Origin of the sequence: Paenibacillus sp. GCM10027630, from assembly GCF_042676305.1 — a bacterium.
Taxonomy (GTDB): domain Bacteria; phylum Bacillota; class Bacilli; order Paenibacillales; family NBRC-103111; genus Paenibacillus_S.
Genome location: NZ_JBHTGY010000033.1, coordinates 128204 through 147096 on the forward strand (window position 1 = coordinate 128204; position 18893 = coordinate 147096).

Here is an 18893-nt window from a genome sequence, read left to right on the forward strand (position 1 = left end):
TGATACTGTAACTTTGAAGTTTAACATTGTGAAAAGTAAGGGAGGTCCATCTTACCTATGTATGAACAAAAAACAAAGGAAACCGACAGCAGTGTCATAGAGTTTATTGAGAATGTCAAAAATCTTAAGATGCGAGAGGACGCCTACAAATTATTAGATATATTCACCGAAACGACAGGTTACCCAGCGAAGATGTGGGGACCGAGCATCATTGGCTTTGGTTCGTATCACTACAAATATAAATCTGGTCACGAAGGTGATGCACCGCTAGTTGGCTTTTCACCTAGAAAAGCCAAGATCAGTCTGTATTTTGCGACGGGTGATATGGAGCGAGATGTGTTATTACAGGAGTTCGGAAAACATACGTCAGGGAAAGGCTGCGTCTACATTAACAAAGTAGCTGACATTGATGTTGATGTATTGAAGGCGTTGATTAATCAATCTGTAAAGTTTCTGAATAAAACTTACCCGAATTGATTGTCGGAAATGGGATAATGTTCGTGTCAATTATGACAAGAACTTATATCGTTTGCCGCAATTGGGGAAAATGATCAGTTATTCATTCTTTTGAGCATAAGGGCAGGATAGCGCAGAAATACAGCACTCGGATGTCTTAAATTATAGTAATGGATAATTGTGGTATAGAGTGGTTTTTGAATGGAATAACTCAACTAATATCTAAAAATTTACTAAGTGAGTCAAACTTCTTTAATGCAATCTGAAGAAAGAGGGATAAAAGATTGAATGCAAAAAATGTATTAAAACAGAATCTCAAGAAATTTTTGAAGACAAATAGTAATGAGTTTACCGAGCGAGTAATTGATATTTACTATCAAGGTAGTTTGAGGGAAGATCTGACAAATGGTTTCGAAAATGTTGATTTGACTCTCGAGGGAAAGGTCATAACCCATTTTTGTACAGGTATAGAGAGAGACGTCTCTTTTGAAACTCTGTTAAAGTATGACTTGTTAACGGATTGGCTGATTTTCAAAAAAAATTTAATGGCCGACGAAGAAGCTCGAGATATGTATTTTATTCTTGTTAATGTTTATTGTGCGCTCTACGGCATAACCGCTGATTAAATGATATTCTATCAGGAAAAGCTAGTGCAAAAAAAAGATTATAGTAAGAATAAAAGCATATGCTTGTCACCGAGGTAACTTCTGACCAATCGGATCATCACAAAACTTTGATCAACTTATTTTGATTTATCCATAAAAATGGGATATATAATATACGACACCAAATAAAAAGTGATGTCAGAGGACACAAATATTATCCTATAAGATGTCCAGGAGCAGTTACCCATAGCGTTAAAGGATAATGTTCTTGTCGTCAATTCACGACACAAAACATATCCGTCTTTCGAAGGACAACAAATTGATCACATTTCATAAATAATTAACGCTCTAACCGAAAATAAGGTACAAATTTTTTTTACTCGAAACCATATCATCCGTAACCTTTTAGACCTCTCGTGACACTTCTATAACATAAAGAAGGAAAGAGTGGGGAGAGCATGTTTCAATATGTGGCAGACGCGAAACAAGGGGATCGGCAAGCCTTTGAGCATATTGTTCGGCATTATTCAGCGATGGCGAATGCGGTTGCCTATGAAAAGCTGCATGATTTTCAATTAGCGGAAGATGCGGTTCAAGAGGCATTTACAGAAGCATTTCTGCATTTGAGTAAGCTGCGAACGGCAGAAGCATTCCCAGGTTGGTTCAAAACCATTGTTGTACGGCAATGTTACCGGATAATCCGCAAAAAGAAGCACCGTGCAGTTCCCTATACGGAAGACCGGCCATCGATAGAGGCTACGGCAAGTTCAGTGGACATTTCGGAACTTATTGAGAAAAAAGAAATGCAGCGGATGGTTCACGACTCTATTGCGGGATTAACGCCCAATATGCGAATTGTTGTGCAATTATTTTATTTTCAAGGGTATTCTCTCCAGGAAATCTCCAATCTTCTCAGCACTTCGATTCCGGTGTTGAAAAAGCGCCTTTTTGATGCTCGCCGTAAGCTGAAGGGATCGCTGCCAGTAGCTGATCTAATATCAGTTTTCAACCATTTGTACGAAGGAGGAAAAGGAATGCTGCACATTGTAAACGGGGATTCAGTGGCGGAGAAGCTGCGGCAAGGAATCGTGCACGGAGATGTTCTAGTGTGGAGGGAGGTATACCCTCATGGTCCTGTAAGTTTGTATCCTGCTGATTGGAACAATCGCTCTGTCAGGGCTCAATATCTGGAGCAAACGATGGGAATTCCTCAAGCGGAATTTAACCAAGGAAGCGAGGCACAAGAGAAATTCTTGGCTGATTTTCATAAATATGAGGAGATTGTGTTATGGTTTGAGCATGATTTATTCGATCAGACGATGTTATGCTATTTGCTGCATTGGTTCTCGGGACAGTCTTTGTTAAAAACGAAGCTGAGCTTATTGTGCATATGCGAATATCCGGGAATTGAGCTGTTTCGAGGGCTAGGGCAGCTATCATTGGAGCAAATGGAAACTTTGTCGGGAACATGGAAGACTATTGGGGCAAAAGAATTGGAGTTAGGCAAAGCATTTTGGCAGGCTTACACATCTCCAGATCCAAGCTTGCTGCAACAATTGCTAAGTGGAGATACCTCCGCGCTGCCATTCGCGAATGAAGCATTTCAAATGCATTTATCGCGGTTTCCTTCTACATTCAATGGACTTGGCATCGTAGAGCAGACAACGCTGGAGAGGATTCAAGCTGAAATAAGCAGCCCATTAGAATTGTTTCAGGATGTGGGAAATAAGCTTGACGCTTTAGGTATGGGGGATCTGGAATACTGGCATATTCTAATGAAAATATCAGAAGCTCCTTACCCTTTGCTGCAAATTCACGGATTAAAGGCTTTTCCTGCCTATAACGAATCATCGATTGCACTTCGTGACTGTAAAGTTGTTTTGACAGAGCTGGGTAAGAAAGTTTTGAATGGGGAAGAGGACTGGATCGCGAAGAAAGGAATAGACCAGTGGTATGGTGGTGTGCATCTGCAAGGGAATTTCCCGAGATGGCGTTGGGATATGTACAGACAAGGGCTATATGATGTAAGCGGTGAGGATTAAGTTTGCTGGGGCACAAAGTAAGTCATTGAATAAGGTTTTCCACAGGATTTTGTATGAAACTTGGGGCTTAAAACCAAACATAGTGCTTGAAAAACAGATAAATATCTGAAGATCCCGTAGGATGGTTGTGCGACCAATCCAACTTAGATAGATGATAGATGCAGTAGTTGTAATGGTGAGCCGCTAAATGGAATGGGACAATCTTTGTATCGGACGATGTCAGATGACAAGAACATATATGCTTAAAAGTCGCGTAGTTGCGGCTTTTTTTGTTTTAACGGTACACTACAAAAATATAGAGAACGTATGTTCCGTTGGTGGTAGAAAACGAAGAGCTATCCCGAGCCATCGCGATACCGATTAAGTATGCACATAATCTTTATTAGATCAATATAGTCCTATCTATAGGAATGATAGAAACAACGATATTGATCACCTTTCGTGACAAGGTTAAAATAAGGAAACTCATTGGAAGAGCTTAGAAGCATGGAATTTATCAAATATGGAGCTTGTCATTCGTCTAGTGGAACTAGCTAGGTTTGTTTTGCGATTCGGGTCCGGTATAAAAAGAAAGTAGTGATTTTCTATGCAGACAATAGCTGCCGTACAGAAACAAAGAAGCATCGGTTCAGTGCAATTCTTACCAGTTAATTTATTCGCGTCAGTTATGGGAATTTCAGGTTTATCTTTGGCTTGGCGACAAGCGAGCAAGCTATTCGGCACTTCGCCTGTCATCGCTGATATTATTGGAATCGTTGCGGTTCTTATGTTTATCGCGTTAAGCATTGGATATATTTCAAAATGGATTTTATACCCTCAGAAAGTGGTAAGTGAATTTACGCATCCTATCCTAGGGAACTTTTTTGCTACAATCGCGATTGCGATTCTGTTGCTTTCTTCTGTGCTTGGTACCTACAGTCAAGTATTAGCACAAGCTGTTTGGATCATAGGTACAGCGTTCGCTTTAGCGCTTAGTTTTGTCTTCATCTCACGATTATTAAAAGGAAATCAAGAACCAGAAAACGCGGTTCCTCCATTGATTATTCCTGGAGTGGCTACACTAGACGTGGGCGTTGCCGGCGGAACGATGCCGTTCCCTTAGGCGCATGAAATCAATCTGATGTGCCTAGCGATCGGCGGAATTGTTGCTTTAGTTTTCTTCATCATGGTCGTATCCAGATTGATCCATCATGCTCCAATGCCAGCTGGATTAACGCCGTCCATGATCATCATGATTGCACCGTTTGAGGTTGGTTTTCTTAGCTATACGAACTTCATTCAACAAATTGATCAATTCGCATCTATCTTGTTTTACTTTGGCTTGTTTTTATTTATCGTCCTGTTCTTTAAAGTTTTCAAAAAATCTGTACCGTTCGGCGCTTCTTGGTGGGGGGTAAGTTTTCCGATGGCTGCGCTTAGCAATGCTGCTTTGAAGTATGCGATGTTCGTGCATTCCTGGCTGTTAATCGCTATCGCCGCGGTCATTCTGGCATTGCTCAGCATCATTCTGATCGTTTTGTTTATTCGAACGCTGAACATTTTGTTCAATGGCAAATTGCTTAGAGGATAGTTCAAGTTTCAAATAATCATACACAGATTAGTTAGTTATAGAAGCCGCGTAACTGCGGTTTTTTTCATTTTAACGATATATGTTCTTGTCAAAAGTCAGTGTCAAGAACATATATTATTTCTCACAATTGAGCAATCTTCTCAAAAATGATCAGGTATTCATTGAGCTGACGGGCAGGATAGTTCAAATCACTTCACGAATACCTCAATAGGCAATTGCGAAGTTCAAAAATAAAACGATAAACGAGGAGGGCTTACATGATAGGACAAACGTTTCAGTCAGAGAAAAAGAGCTATAAGGACGAGAAAACAGGCAGACTGGTGTGGCAGTTGACGTCAAACGGCTCCAACAATTACCACCTTTACTTTACGGATAACTCCTTTACGCTTGGCGATCAAGAGATTTACTTTCTGTCGGACCGGTCCTCGGAAAGACCAGAGGTTTATAATTTTTTTAAAATGGATATAGCCTCAGGGCTCATAACGCAAGTGACGGACGAAAAGCAGGGGATCAAAACACATACAAAATGCCCGGACAGCGAGCTGCTAGTCTATACAACCGGTAATACATTGAAAAAGGTGAATACGAGAACGCTGCAATCAGAAGTGATTTATGAAGAAAGAGGAAACGTCCGATTAGGCTCACCATTTATTAGTCCGTGTAAAAAATATACCGGAGTGATCCGCAATGAAAACGTCAACATTGAGCGGGGGGCAAACTATTCCGGGTTCAAGGAATCAATGTATTCTGTGAAAAAGGCGTGGATCACCCTCGTGAATATGGATGGCTCCGCTGCGGTCAACGTGTGGGAGGATACCCATTATCTCGGTCATTTTCAATTTTCCCCGGACGACAGCACGATCGCAATGTTTTGTCATGAGGGTCCTTGGAACTTAGTGCACCAGCGGATGTGGCTGCTTGATACCGTCTCACGATCGGTGACCCCATGCTTTCGTCAGGGGGAGGATGATTGTGTAGGTCACGAATTTTGGACCCGTGACGGCATGATTTTCTTTGATAATAGAAGAAAAGGCCACGACGGTACGATCACCTCTGATCGCACCCAAGCTACTGTACATGCAGAGCCGGATCAGAATCAGGTTCCGTATGTCGGGTTGGCTAACAAGAAAGGCGAAGTCATACGCACAATAGAGCTGCCTTATTATTGTAACCATTACCACGCCAATAACGACAATTCCCTGCTTGTTGGCGACGACGTCGATGATCTGGTGCTGATCAGACTTGATGAAGAAAAGCCGGCACCGGTTCCGCTTTGCACTCACAAGACATCCTGGTACAACAACCGCAGGCACGCCCACCCGACCTTCAGCTGGACAGGTAGGCAGATCCTGTTCGCTTCCGATCGGGAAAACAGAAACAATAATTTGTATTTAATCGATCTGGACTAAACCAAACTTCGAAGGGCAGATCTCCCTTTATAATCTATAAACTTATGACCCACAGCCCGTTGCTGTGGGTCTCCTTGTGGTCGGACATCCTCATAAAATAGGGTACTTGGTACAGATGTACTTCAAAACAGGGATAGCTATCGATGAAACGAATCTCACTTCGTATGTTTTGTATGGACGGCAGCTACCTCTTTAAAAAATCAGTAAATATATCCACTTTAGTCTATAATAGGGTAAGGTCATACCGGACCTCGTCTCCAGTACTGCTGTGGCGGTACGTTACTTGCTGCGGCCGGGCTTGGGGTGCCGAATGAAAGTGAGGGAGGGTTAACTGCTCCCGAACTTAGAGCGTACTAAGCCTCCGGCAGATGAACATGCGTTATGACGCGGAATTTCATGGAGGATACGAATACAATATGGGAAAACAAGGCTGATATATTGAATAATCTAATGATAAAGAAGCCTTGTAAAAAAAGAACAAGCTTGGGTGGAGGGAATCTCCCACCCAAGCTTGTTTTTAGTTCAAACATTTCACAAGATCGGATAATGGATTATTTGCTCCCTTCTTAGACTGTAAGCTATATATCTGGATAAAATGCAAAGAAATCGGACAATCCGATAATGACTCATAGATGCCTTTAACCGTATATTTAATACACCTCTTTATATTTCAAATAATAAGGAAGCATCATAATAAATGGGAGGATCTGCTCGAATGAAAAAAAAGCCGCATATTATTTTATTTAACCCTGATCAGTGGAGGGGCGACGTATTGGGCCATATGGGTAATGCTGCAGCAATAACGCCACATTTGGACCATATCGTTGCTAACGATGCCGTTTCTTTTCAAAATGCCTTCTGTCAAAACCCTGTATGCACGCCGAGCCGCTGCTCGTTTATGTCCGGATGGTATCCACATGTTAGAGGACATCGCACCATGTATAATATGATGAAGCCGGATGAACCGGTATTACTAAAAACGTTAAAGGATGAAGGGTATTTTGTCTGGTGGGGCGGCAAAAATGATCTAGTTCCAGCTGAAAACGGATTTGGTGCCTACTGCAATGTGAAATACAAACCAGAACGTACACCCAAGCCTATGTTTGGTGGAGATTTAAGACGCGGACAACCGGACAGCGATACATTTTACTCATTTTATGTGGGTAAGATGGAAAATGAAAGCGATGAAGAGTTGTATTACGACTCCGACTGGGCTAATGTTTTAGGAGCAATCGAGCTAATAAAGAATGCCCCTACAGACCAGCCTTTATGTATTTATTTGCCAATTATTTACCCGCATCCGCCATATGCCGTAGAAGACCCTTGGTATAATCTTATCGACCGATCCCTTATTCCGGAGCGGATTTCTCCAGACATCCTCTCAAGCGACAAGTCGTCTATGATGTCGGGTCTGCGAGAGAAGCAAAATATGCAGGACTGGACAGAGGAACGATGGACTGAGCTTCGAGCTACCTATTATGGCATGTGTTCGCGCGTTGACCATCAATTCGGCATGGTAATGGGTGCTCTTAAAGAAGCCGGGATTTATGATGATACTGCTGTTTTCTTTTTTTCAGACCATGGGGATTTCACAGGGGATTATGGGCTGGTTGAAAAAGCACAAAACACGTTTGAGGATTGCTTGACCCGGGTTCCGTTTATCGTAAAGCCCCCGTTACATAACAAGGTCAAACCAAGAATCAGTGAGGCGCTTGTAGAGCTTGTAGACTTGTCAGCCACTGTGCATCATTACGCAGGAATCACTCCTGATTATACGCATTTCGGTCATTCCCTTGCTCCACTCATTGCAGGAGAAAGGGATGAACATCGAGATGCTGTATTTTGTGAAGGCGGCCGATTGCATGATGAATTCCACTGCAATGAGTCGGCCCCGGCTAACGAAAATACCTCCATGTTGTATTGGCCTAGAGGCGAGATGCAGCGAAGTGAAGGCCCGGAGCACACCAAGGCCACGATGATCCGTACAAAAAACTTTAAATATGTACGGAGATTTTACGAAACAGATGAATTATACGACTTAAACCAAGATCCTGGTGAAACGCAAAATAAAATTAATGATAGCTCTTTAGCAGGTGAGCTGCTACTTCTAAAAGAGCGAATGTTAGATTTCTATCAAGAAACCTGTGACGTGGTCCCTCATCATAGAGATTCAAGAGGTCTGCAGATATCGTGACTTAATGAGGGAGTCTGAACATTGTGGATAAAATGCAAACAAATCGGAAGATCCGTTAACGACACTTGGATCGGTTTATTGATATATTCAAAGTATCCATTAGTGGAGAAAAATTGGGGGAGGTTTTATAGATATGAAAAAAAAGATAGCGCTTACCGTAAGTTGTTTGTTGCTAACAGGGACCATCGCGGGATGTTCGGGGGGACAAGTCGTTGATAAGAAAGAAGCGGCGGGCGGCAAGGCAGTAGCAAATGATCTTGGAGAAAAAATGACAATTAACCTAATGACACGAAGCTACGCCGGAGGAGGATGGCCGCCTAATCATCCTATCATAGAGGAACTGAACAAAAAGCTTAATATTGACCTCAAGATTGAATGGGTTCCCTCTGCCAACTATCCGGAGAAGCTGAATGTTTTGGCAGCGGCTAACAATTTCCCGGATGTGTTCTATATGACGAACACAGAGTATGTGAAGTGGCAGGAAAGAAATGTGTTTATGGATGTTAAACCCGAATTGAGCAAGTATCCCAACATTACCAAGTATATTCCGGAAGTGTCGTTACAACACTTTAACCCGAAAGATAAATATTACGGTATTCCCTTCTACTATCAAGAAGCAAGGGACTCACTCGCCATGCGCAAGGATTGGCTTGATAAATTAGGGCTTAAGGCGCCGGAGACGATCGATGAATTCTATGAGGTGACAAAAGCTTTTGCTACAAAAGACCCGGATGGTAACGGAAAACAGGATACGGTAGGCTTTTCGATGGAAATTAGTCCAGGAGGTGCTTTCGGCTTTAAGGGTACCGCAAATTACTTGACTGCCAGCTTCGGGCTTGCGAACAAATGGAAGTTGGAAAACGGTAAACTTGTCCCGATGCAGGTACAAAGTAAAGAGTTGAAGGATTTCATAGGGTTTATGCGTAAGGCGTATGCAGAGGGTGTATTAGATAAAGATTTTCCGATCTTAAAGTCACGTGATTCACTTAATAAGCTAGAGGCTGGAAAATCCGGAGTTGCAAATGTAAATCCTCAGCAGCTTTATATCGAAACCTTACCTCCTTTGATGAAAGTGGACCCTAAGGCTGAACTCGTTCAGATCTTACCGCCCAAAGGACCATCAGGCAAGAGCGGAATGCCGGGCGACCCTACGTCGGATAAAATCGTCATTAATTCGAAGCTTGACCCTAAGAAGCAGCAAAGAATACTGAAAATGATGGACTATTTGTTATCGGATGAAGGTTATGATTTGGTTAAGCATGGCATTGAAGGCGTCCATTATAAGAAAATCTCTGACACCAAATACGAACAGTTGGAGGCATCGACGAAGGACAGACAATTTTTGCTTGTCGGCTGGTTTTTCAAGCGGTTTGATCCGATGTTTTTAATTTATAAATGGATGGATCCTAAGGAGATAGCCACGATCAAATCGTATTTCGATAATAATGAGAAAGTAAAAATTGCAAATGATGGCTTTGGCTTTGTTTCCGAAACGGCAACGAAGGTTGGAACGACCATAGACAAAAAATGGATGGATTCAATGGTCAAAATTATTGTAGGTCAAGAGCCCATAGATGGCATTGATAAAGTGATCGCCGATTGGAAAACAGCTGGGGGCGATGCCATCATTAAGGAAATGAATGAACAGTATCAGAAGCAAAAATAATTCGAACAAAAAGGAGTTAACGCAGTGAGTCAGTCTAATATATTATTGATTATGGTCGACCAATTCCGTTTCGATTGGATGAGCTGCTCGGGTACGGGGTTTGTGGAAACCCCTCATATCGATCGCATCGCTGCGAGGGGCATACGATTTCAACAGGCGGCCTGCAACAGTCCTGTTTGCGGGCCGAGCCGCTGCTCTTTGGCGGCAGGTGTGTATCCTCATCGGGTTGGAAACCTCGAAAATTTCATAAATTATCCTTTGGAGCAGCCCACCTACTATCAAGCTTTGAGACAAGCGGGCTATCGAGTGGCTGTAGTCGGAAAAACCGACTTTCATAAGGGGGATCATTTTTATGGGATGAATGGGAATCTTCCGTTGATGTATCATCTTGGTTTTACGGATCCCCATCAAACCGAAGGTAAAATGAACGCGGCGTTTCGAAGAAGCCAATTGGCTAATTTTGATATGGATCCAGATAACGACAATCATATCGCCGGGCCGTATCAAATCTATTTACTTGAACAGGGTTTATTAAGCGCTTTCGTAGAAGATTATCGTCTACGCTTAGCGAAGTCGAAGGTATGGAAAGCATGGCCGTCGCCTCTTCCGGCGGAACACTTTCATGATAGTTATATCGGCCGTAAATCATGTGAATTTTTGGAGCAAGTCTCATCGGAAGCGCCATGGCATTTATTCGTAAGCTTCGTCGGGCCGCATGATCCATGGGACGCTCCAGTCCAGTACGTGGAGGCCTTCCTGGATAAGACATTTCCCGATTCTATTAAGGATACTCTTGAGAATAAGCCAGAGTGGATTAAGAAAAAGGTTAAAAAGCAGACAGAAGGGATGTCTGAGCAGGATGTAAACCAGGTTAAGCGGCATTATGGAGCTGCAATCAAGTTGATTGACGACTGGGTAGGGAATATGTTGGATAGTTTGGAACAGAAGGGATTATCGGATAAAACTGTGGTCATCTTCTGCGCGGATCATGGAGAGATGATGGGGGATCACGGTTTATTTCAGAAAAGCACGATGTATGAGGGAGCTTTACGCATTCCCCTTATTATTGCCGACCCGAGGGAAAACAGGACCGGAACAAGTGGAGCACTTGCGGAATTAATGGATCTGCACCCAACTATTTTGGATTTAGCAGGTGTGGAGTACATGCAGAGTCGTTTAGACGGTAAATCACTGGTTCCGCAAATTAAATTTGAAACCGAGCATCATAAAGATTATCAATTTAGCGAACTGAATAATGTCCGTATGATTTTTGATGGCAGGTACAAGTTTATCGAGAATCATAACGACTTAAATGAATTATACGATCTTCAGAACGATCCGCATGAGCTAGTAAATATCATACAAGATTGTCCTGAGCTGGCAAAACGCTTAATGATTAGTATGATGCTGCTAAGAAAATAGGGAGGTGCTGATCATGAGTGTTTCTTTGGTAACCAAAGCAGCAAACAAAAAGAACGAGTGGAAAGATTGGAAGCGTGGTTTACCGATATACTTGATGATTATACCCGGGTTGCTGTTCTTTATCATTTTTAAATATATTCCCATGGGCGGTATCCTCATTGCTTTTCAAAATTATGATCCGTTTGATGGTTTTCTCAAGAGCAAGTGGGTAGGCTTTGAGCACTTTCAACGGCTGTTTCAAGATCCTGATTTCTGGCAAATATTCAGCAATACGTTAATTATAAGCGCCTTGAACCTGTTCTTTTATTTTCCTGTGCCCATTATCCTGGCGCTGCTTTTAAATGAGGTACGGCATAGCTGGTTCAAGAAAGGGGCTCAAACTTTAGTTTATGTCCCGCATTTTTTAAGCTGGGTAGTCATTGTCAGTATGACCGCGTTGTTATTTTCCACTCAAGATGGGGGAATTAACAATCTGCTTTCGACTTGGGGTTATGAACGAATCGAATTGATGACTAATCCCGCTTATTTTCGCATGTTGTATTTATTTCAAGTGATATGGAAAGAAGCTGGCTGGAGTGCGATCATTTTTCTTGCAGCGCTTGCCTCAGTAGACCCGACATTGTATGAAGCGGCACGTGTTGACGGCGCAAGTCGACTAAGGCAAATCTGGCATATCAATTTACCGGCACTTCGTTCTACTATTGTTATTCTTTTTATTTTAAGATTGGGACATGTAATGGATACTGGATTCGAGCACATTTTACTCCTTCAGAATTCACTGAATGTCGACATTTCAGAGGTTTTTGATACTTATGTATATCATGTCGGCATTGTGCAGGGAGAATATAGCTATACAACCGCTGTAGGTCTATTTAAAGCGTTTATCGGATTAGGGCTTGTCTATTTGGCAAATCGAGCTTCCCGTAAACTGGGTGAGGAAGGGGTATATTAAAAATGAAAAGAAATTCAAGCACCAAGTCGTACCCATCATTTGATATCTTAATATACCTACTACTGTCTTTAATTTTGCTATGCATATTGCTTCCATGTATATATATCGTTATAAGTTCATTTTCCACTAAGCATGAGATGCTAACAAGAGGCATTTTCCTTATTCCTTATCAATGGACATTGAATTCATATGGTTATTTGTTCAGCAGTCACAATTTTACTACTTCTTATTGGAATGCTTTGCAAATTACTGTGGGCGGGACGGCTGTCAGTATTTCAACCACCACTCTAATGGCCTACGGATTATCCCGAACTTGGTTGAAGGGAAGAAAAGCTTTAAACATCATGGTTATGTTTACGCTGCTATTTAGTGGTGGAATTATTCCCCAGTATTTGCTGACTAGTCAACTCGGCCTGTTGAATAGCTACTGGTCGCTTTTTTTGAATAATGCCATATTACCTTTTAATTTGATCGTAATGAGAAGTTTTTTTCAGAATACGCCCAAAGAGCTGGAGGAATCAGCGCGAATTGATGGTTGTGGAGAGTGGAGATTGTTTTTCCGAGTTATTTTGCCTTTGTCCATGACTTCTGTAGCTACATTTATTATGTTTTACGCGGTGTACTACTGGAATAGTTATTTCCAAGCCATCCTGTTCATTAGTGATTCTCAAAAAATGCCATTACAAGTATTTTTAAGACAAATTATTTTGGAGTCAAGCAATTCTCTCGAAACAACAATAAATGGGTATGAGTATGGTCAGCCCGTGCAGATGGCAGTTGTTGTCGCAGCTTCAATCCCGATGCTGATCATGTATCCATTTTTCCAAAAATATTTCGATAAAGGCATGCTGGTCGGTTCCGTAAAAGGATGATCATAGAGAGCCAATGACATGACATGGTATACTTAAAATGCGTGTTCAAAAGAGTTTTTTGAACAACCTCTAAACATGTAGTGTCGGAGGTCACGGGGCCAATTCATTAAATTACTGGATGGTGTATCTATGTATCAGATCATGGTTGTCGAGGACGATCACTGGATTCGAGCTGCAGTCGGAAAAATGGTTGAACAAAAAGGGGAAGCCTATCAAGTAGTGGCGGAAGCTGGAAATGGGGAAGAGGCTCTTGAGCTTATTTATACGGTTTGGCCAACCATTGTTATTACCGATATTAAAATGCCTGTCCAAGACGGGCTTTGGCTGGTTCAAGAGATCTTTGAGAGGCAACTGCCGATCATATCCATCATTCTATCTGGATACAATGAATTTGAATATGCCCGACAAGCAATTAGGTATAACGTAAGTGATTATTTACTTAAACCTGTATTGGAGGAAGAGCTTAGCAAGGCGTTGGATCAAGCTCGAGAAAGGGTTCCGCAATTCGAAAATTTAAGAAGCTTCTTTTTAATGATTCAGCAGTTTTTCGACAAAATTCAGGACATGGATCCCCAGACGGTTTTTCAAGAGCAAGCTGAAATCGTACAACTGATATCTTGCGCTCCTACGTTACAAGACAGTGAAAAGATCATTTTATTCAAAACGTTTTCCAATAAATATAATGATTTGATTCAAAGTGTGAATCCTTCTTATGAGCGCATAACAATCACTCAAAACAGAATGGAGCACGTAAACCTTCATTTTCTTAGTTTGACGGAGCACTGGCTGACATGCTTTAAGACTCTATTAAATGGAGAGATGCGTCAGATCATCCGTAAAGCATGCGAATACATGCAAGCCCATTTTTTCGAAGATTTATCTGTCTCCGATATGACAAGTCGCTTCCACATTAGCGTGTCTCAGTTTAGCTTGCTATTTAAGAAGTATACAGGACAATCATTTATCATTTATTTAAATACGTTGAGAATAGAAAAAGCAAAGCATCTATTGATGAACGGTGACCTGAAGATCTATGAAGTAGCGGAGAAGGTTGGGTTTAATTCACTGCCACACTTTAATCGTGTGTTCAAACAATTCGCAGGAGTTTCGCCCAAGGAATACAGAAAGTGTATGAGTGTATGAGACTAACCATGAAACAAAGAATAGCTAATATTCACTCCCGATTTTCGATCAAAACAAAGTTGACGGTTGCTTTTCTTCTGGTGGGGCTTCTCACCATTTTAATAATGGGTTATTTATCATACACCTATTACACCGTTGGTATTAAGCGAGATTTTTACCGCATCTCTCAAGAAGCAACGATTCGTCTTAATCATCATATCGAGTTTTATATTTATCAGCTCGCGAAATCGACCTCGTCCGTTGCAAAAGATGAATTAATTCAGAAGTGGCTGCAAGGTGAACAAGGACTTTCCCTGGAACAAATAGCGGATGTTCAAAATCTACTGCGAAAACATGTGGCGCTTAATTACTCCGAGATCGTTGGGATTTTTCTTCTGACTCCGGATGGACGCAAGTTGGCTATGTCTACTTTGGCATCGACATCCATGGATCTATTTAACGATGAACCTTGGTACAATAATGGATTTCCGGAAAAAATTTCGGTTCTTTCGACGCATACGGTAAAGTATTATCCTGGTGACGTGCGTGTCCTTTCGTTAGAGCTACCGATATATAGTATCGCAAATATGGATTATTTAGGGAAGATGGTCATTGATTTTCATTTAGACGAAATTCAACGTACATTCGAAAAGACTAACTTGGCTCCAAAGGGCCAATTCTTTATCGTCTCAGATCAGGACTCGATCGTCTATCATCGAGAATATAAATGGCTAGGGGTTGCCCGCAATGAAACAGAGCTTGGTAAATTGAATCTTTCGGATAATGAAAGTGCATCTATCCAACAATGGGACGGTAAAAAGACCCTAGTTGCTGTGACGAAATCAGCTGAAATCGGCTGGAATTTCGTGTCAATCGTTCCATTTGACGAGATGGCGTCAGCCACAAAAAATACCCCTAATGCTATGTTAATTGCGTTTATGATTATTGCTGTATGTATTATATCGACTGTTCCGTTTTTATCTGGAGCTTTCATGAAGCCGATTGTCCATCTTCGACAAGTCATGGGCAGTGTGGAGCGGGGGGATCTATCCGTTCGGGCTTCCTATATATCGGGTCAAGACGAATTTCAATATTTAAACCGCAGTTTTAACAATATGATTGAGAGAATCGATGACTTGCTGGAGACTGTTTCCACCCTGAAGTTGAAAGAAGTAAGCCTTCAGCTCAGGGAAAAGGAAGCTCTGGTTAAAGCGTTACGAAACCAAATTAATCCTCATTTTTTATATAATTCGTTGGATATTATTAAAAGCATGGCTTATTTGGAGGATATGCCGGAAATTGTAAAGATGGCCCGCAGTCTAGCTGATTTTTATAGGTATACCGCACAGGATACGAATGGGATTGTAAAACTAGAAGAGGAATTATCTCAATTAAAGGATTACTTATCGATTATCCACATCCGTTTTCCAGGGACTTTCCGGAGTAAATTTAGTGTAAATGAAAAATTCATGAATTGCCTGATACCCAAATTAATCATTCAACCTATTGTAGAAAATGCCGTAAAGTATGCAATTGAACCTAAAGAGGGACAAGGGACTATTATTATTAATGCATTCGATGATCATTCCGATCTTGTCATAGAAATAGCAGACAACGGGCCGGGGATCGAAAATAATCGGCTGATCGAGATTGAAAAATCGCTTTCTCAGTTTAATGAAGGCTCTCATTTCGTATATGGAATACAGCAATCACTGGGTATAGCTAATGTGCATGCACGCATAGTTTTAATGCATGGAACAGATTATGGCTTGAGGTTGGATTCTTTCGAGGGTCGCGGGACCGTCGTGTCCATTCGTTTGCCGCTAAATATCATTGAATAATAACGTTAAATATTGGTTGGAGGTAGAACTTTATGCGCGCTATCATGGTCATGTTTGATTCACTGAATCGTCATATGCTCCCGAATTACGGATGTGACTGGACACATGCACCGAATTTTAAACGGCTGGCAGAGAAAACGGTAACCTTTGATAATTGCTACGTCGGCAGTATGCCCTGCATGCCAGCTCGAAGAGATTTGCATACAGGACGTTACAATTTCTTGCATCGGAGCTGGGGACCGATTGAGCCTTTCGATGACTGTATGCCTGAGAGGCTAAAGAATAACCAGGTGTATACACATCTTATAACCGACCATCAGCACTACTGGGAAGACGGGGGGGCTACTTACCATACTCGGTACAGCTCCGTGGAATTCGTCCGTGGACAGGAAGGCGATCCTTGGAAAGGTGAGGTTAAGGACCCTGATATGGCAGAAACGGAAATTCCCCGTCTCAAGGCTCCTGTGTTTCAGAAAATGGCTCGGCAGGATACGATTAACCGCAAGTATATAGAGGCGGAGGAAAACTTCCCTCAGGCGATGACCTTTAATCTGGGTTTGGAATTTATAGAGAAGAACACGGAGGAAGACAAGTGGTTTTTGCAAATCGAAACGTTCGATCCGCATGAGCCTTTCTTCAGCTGCCAGCATTACAAGGATTTATATCCTCACGCCTATAATGGGAAGCATTTCGACTGGCCACCTTATTATTTTGTACAAGAATCTGAGGATGTCGTTCAGCATGGCAAATATCAATATGCGGCTCTGCTTAGTATGTGCGATCATTACTTAGGACGTGTACTTGATCTGATGGATCAACATGATATGTGGAAGGATACCATGCTGATTGTCAATACTGACCACGGCTATCTACTCGGTGAACATGGCTGGTGGTCAAAGTCGGTGATGCCGCTGTATCAGGAAATTGCCCACATACCTTTTTTTGCTTGGGATCCTCGATTGGGTATTAAAGGGGAGAGAAGATCGGCTCTTGTCCAAAATGTCGATGTAGCCCCAACGCTGCTTGAATTTTTCGGGGTGCCCCTTCCGGAAGGGATGAGTGGAAAGCCATTGAAGGATACGATCCTGACGGATGCTAAAATCCGGGATGCAGCTCTGTTCGGCTTCCACGGCAGCAGTGTTAACATTACAGACGGGCGGTATGTGTATATGAGAGGCCCGGTATCTCCGGACAACGGTCCTTTATTCGAATATACGCTTATGCCTACGACCATGAGGAGCTTTTTTGCCTTGCAGCAGCTTCAAAATATAGAACTGCAGGAGCCATTTGCTTTCACCAAAGGCTGCCAAACCATGAAAATTCGTGCAGGGTCAGGCAGGGTGAGCCCTTTTCAATACGGATCGAAGCTCTTCGATCTAGCGAGCGATCCGCAACAAAGCCAAGAAGTGGAAGATAGCGACACCGAATTGCGACTGATTCACAGGATGGCCGAGCTGATGAGTGAAAACGATGCTCCGCTGGAACAATATGAGCGGTTAGGCATACCTAGGGATGGAATCTTGGACGTCTCCCAATTAACCGAGCAGAAAAAAGAAGTAGAGCAAGCCATCGAGATTCCGGTCCTACAGGAGCTTTCTTGGACGCGGGGAGCTCAGCTTCAAATGTGGACGCTTCTTAATACGATACCAAAGGAAATGCGAGATCAGACTCTAGAGAGCTTTAAGCAATATGTAACCGATGCAGCCCTTATGAACATTGAAGAAGAAGTCATTCTTGGTTTTATCAACGTGATGCTGCCTTCTGAAAGAAGAGAAATGGCCTTATACTTTATCAGGCTGGCGGGGCGTACTAGTTAGATAAATCATGGGAATAGAGGGAAAATGGCTTTACTTGTGACAATGACAAATCTTACTTCTAATGCCGTACGAGTTGATATTGCTAAACATGGAGTAGTTTGCCGTAGCAGCAGACTGCTCCTATACTATTGAATATACGAGCATTTTTTGTTAAAAGGTATAATAAATACTAAGGAGGTAAAGGTAGGAGTAATATATGCTACCTCTATACTAATAAAGCTATATTGTCTTCAATTGATCATTCTGCAAAATTCGTACTAGCGACAAGAGCTCTGGTTCAGATAATATTTTTTAGACAACGTAAACCCCGAATGGAAAGACACATTCTTAAGTGTCACACCTCTAAATGAAACCCCTTTCAGCACAACCTTGCCGAAATTGACGCCGATAAAGTTTTGCCCGTCAAAACACAGACCTCGCAGTGCACTCCCTGAAAATTTCCCTTTATGCGCAATAACACCAGCAAAGTCGCTCTTAGGTAGATTTGCTTGCGCTAAAGTTTCTTACCACCTGCCACTCCAGTGAAACCTCTCTAGAATAAGTTTTCAAGCACGCGTTTTGTATACTCCCAGTTGCTATTGTTGCGGCGTAAGTCGCCTTACCCTTTTGGGTATGTCCGATCAGCAGGTTGGATGCAATTTTGTTCTCGCTCATATAATCACCACCGCATTTTTATAATACGAAAGCTACTATGACTATCAAGGTAGTGTGTCAAATGAAATAGTTTGATTGAAAATTTTATTATCTATTTATAATGAAAACTAATAAATTCGGTCTATAATGATTATATTTCAGCTCCATATGGACAAAGGTTAATATATGTATATTGTTTGTAACGACCTAACCCAATATATTTAGCTTTGTAAGTGCTTTCATAATCGCTAAGAAGGGAGATGCAATTGCTCGTTATTAGTTATTGATTTTT

At 41.9% G+C, this 18893-nt stretch carries 14 protein-coding genes and 1 pseudogene; 13 read left to right on the forward strand and 2 right to left on the reverse strand.

Annotated features, from left to right (window positions below; genetic code table 11):
* The first annotated feature begins 57 nt into the window (after positions 1–57).
* The 13 genes and pseudogenes from ACFQ0C_RS16320 to ACFQ0C_RS16380 all read left to right on the forward strand — a co-directional run bounded on the left by ACFQ0C_RS16320 (position 58) and on the right by ACFQ0C_RS16380 (position 17968).
* Positions 58–477, forward strand: a complete 420-nt coding sequence (locus ACFQ0C_RS16320; RefSeq protein WP_379368135.1) for a DUF1801 domain-containing protein — start codon at positions 58–60, stop codon at positions 475–477.
* 263 nt (positions 478–740) lie between these two features.
* Entirely contained in the window at positions 741–1082 is a 342-nt protein-coding gene (locus ACFQ0C_RS16325) for a hypothetical protein (RefSeq protein ID WP_379368136.1), read from the forward strand.
* Between the two features lie 437 nt (positions 1083–1519).
* Positions 1520–3103: a sigma-70 family RNA polymerase sigma factor gene (locus ACFQ0C_RS16330; protein ID WP_379368137.1), complete on the forward strand. Its 1584-nt coding sequence runs from the start codon at positions 1520–1522 to the stop codon at positions 3101–3103.
* A gap of 586 nt (positions 3104–3689) precedes the next feature.
* Positions 3690–4673 (forward strand): annotated as a pseudogene (locus ACFQ0C_RS16335) (SLAC1 anion channel family protein).
* A 257-nt stretch (positions 4674–4930) separates the two neighbouring features.
* A complete protein-coding gene (locus tag ACFQ0C_RS16340; protein ID WP_379368138.1) occupies positions 4931–6082 on the forward strand; it encodes an oligogalacturonate lyase family protein in 1152 nt (383 codons plus the stop codon).
* Between the two features lie 715 nt (positions 6083–6797).
* Positions 6798–8276, forward strand: a complete 1479-nt coding sequence (locus ACFQ0C_RS16345) for a sulfatase family protein (RefSeq protein WP_379368139.1) — start codon at positions 6798–6800, stop codon at positions 8274–8276.
* Between the two features lie 133 nt (positions 8277–8409).
* Positions 8410–9942, forward strand: coding sequence for an extracellular solute-binding protein (locus tag ACFQ0C_RS16350; protein ID WP_379368140.1), 1533 nt, complete (start codon positions 8410–8412; stop codon positions 9940–9942).
* 24 nt (positions 9943–9966) lie between these two features.
* Positions 9967–11364, forward strand: coding sequence for a sulfatase family protein (locus ACFQ0C_RS16355; RefSeq protein WP_379368141.1), 1398 nt, complete (start codon positions 9967–9969; stop codon positions 11362–11364).
* A gap of 13 nt (positions 11365–11377) precedes the next feature.
* On the forward strand, positions 11378–12316 hold the full coding sequence (locus ACFQ0C_RS16360) for an ABC transporter permease (RefSeq protein WP_379368142.1): 939 nt from the start codon (positions 11378–11380) through the stop codon (positions 12314–12316).
* Positions 12317–12318: 2 nt separating this feature from the next.
* The gene (locus ACFQ0C_RS16365; protein WP_379368143.1) at positions 12319–13188 is read left to right on the forward strand and encodes a carbohydrate ABC transporter permease; all 870 of its coding nucleotides are present in this window, start codon (positions 12319–12321) and stop codon (positions 13186–13188) included.
* A 129-nt stretch (positions 13189–13317) separates the two neighbouring features.
* Positions 13318–14331, forward strand: a complete 1014-nt coding sequence (locus ACFQ0C_RS16370; protein WP_379368144.1) for a helix-turn-helix domain-containing protein — start codon at positions 13318–13320, stop codon at positions 14329–14331.
* Between the two features lie 8 nt (positions 14332–14339).
* Entirely contained in the window at positions 14340–16151 is a 1812-nt protein-coding gene (locus ACFQ0C_RS16375) for a sensor histidine kinase (RefSeq protein ID WP_379368145.1), read from the forward strand.
* 32 nt (positions 16152–16183) lie between these two features.
* A complete protein-coding gene (locus ACFQ0C_RS16380; RefSeq protein WP_379368146.1) occupies positions 16184–17968 on the forward strand; it encodes a sulfatase in 1785 nt (594 codons plus the stop codon).
* Between the two features lie 257 nt (positions 17969–18225).
* On the opposite strand, the gene ACFQ0C_RS39140 is transcribed toward ACFQ0C_RS16380, so the two are convergent.
* Together ACFQ0C_RS39140 and ACFQ0C_RS16390 are read right to left on the reverse strand one after the other, a co-directional pair.
* The gene (locus tag ACFQ0C_RS39140) at positions 18226–18333 is read right to left on the reverse strand and encodes a hypothetical protein (protein ID WP_445324357.1); all 108 of its coding nucleotides are present in this window, start codon (positions 18331–18333) and stop codon (positions 18226–18228) included.
* Positions 18334–18442: 109 nt separating this feature from the next.
* Positions 18443–18622 carry a hypothetical protein gene (locus tag ACFQ0C_RS16390; RefSeq protein ID WP_379368147.1) on the reverse strand — a complete coding sequence of 60 codons (180 nt, stop codon included), beginning with the start codon at positions 18620–18622 and terminating at the stop codon, positions 18443–18445.
* Positions 18623–18893: the final 271 nt, after the last annotated feature.